Genomic DNA, 914 nt, shown 5'->3' with positions numbered 1-914 from the left:
CCGGGGGAGACCGGCCGGGGCCGGTCGGGGGCCGGTGTTACAGCCCGACCTCGCGCATCAGCTGGCCGACCTCGGGGTTGGTCAGCCGGCGCAGCCAGCCGGACTTCTGGTCGCCGAGCGCGATCGGGCCGAAGTGGGTGCGCACCAGCTTCTCGACCGGGAAGCCCGCCTCCGCCAGCATCCGGCGGACGATGTGCTTGCGGCCCTCGTGCAGGGTCACCTCGACCAGGTAGTTCTTGCCGACGTTGGAGACGACCTTGAAGCTGTCGGCGCGGGCGTAGCCGTCCTCCAGCTCGATGCCCTTGGCGAGCTGCTTGCCCAGGTCGCGCGGGATCGGCCCCTGGATGGCGGCCAGGTAGGTCTTGGTCACGCCGTACCGGGGGTGGGTGAGGCGGTGGGCCAGCTCGCCGTGGTTGGTGAGCAGGATGATGCCCTCGGTCTCGGTGTCCAGGCGGCCGACGTGGAACAGCCGGGTCTCCCGGTTGGTCACGTAGTCGCCGAGGCACTGGCGGCCGTCCGGGTCCTCCATGGTGGAGACCACGCCGGCCGGCTTGTTCAGCGCGAAGAACAGGTAGGACTGGGTGGCGACGGTCAGGCCGTCCACCTTGATCTCGTCCTTCTGCGGGTCGACGCGCTTGCCCTGCTCGGTGACGCGCTTGCCGTTGACCTCGACCCGGCCCTGCTCGATCAGCTCCTCGCAGGCGCGCCGGCTGCCGACGCCGGCCCGGGCCAGCACCTTCTGCAGGCGCTCGCCCTCGGGCTCGCCGAAGGTCTTGGGCGTCTTCACCGCCGGCTTGTCGTGCCGGGCCAGCACGGCGTCCTCGATCCGGGCCTGCAGCTCGCGCGAGCGCTGCGGCTGGCGGAGCGGGTCGCCCGGGGCGCCCTGGCCCTCGCGGCGCGGGCGCGGAGCGGGG

General features: G+C 72.6%; 1 protein-coding gene. It reads right to left on the bottom strand.

What is annotated here, in order from left to right; genetic code table 11:
• Nucleotides 1-37: 37 nt before the first annotated feature.
• Nucleotides 38-914 (bottom strand): pseudouridine synthase (locus ABD308_RS30530; RefSeq protein WP_344342106.1); only part of this gene is annotated, 877 nt, incomplete at its 5' end.

Origin of the sequence: Kitasatospora putterlickiae, assembly GCF_039527695.1 — a bacterium.
GTDB lineage: Bacteria > Actinomycetota > Actinomycetes > Streptomycetales > Streptomycetaceae > Kitasatospora > Kitasatospora putterlickiae.
Note: the sequence above shows the minus strand (reverse complement) of the source record. Positions and strands in the feature narration are given on the sequence as shown.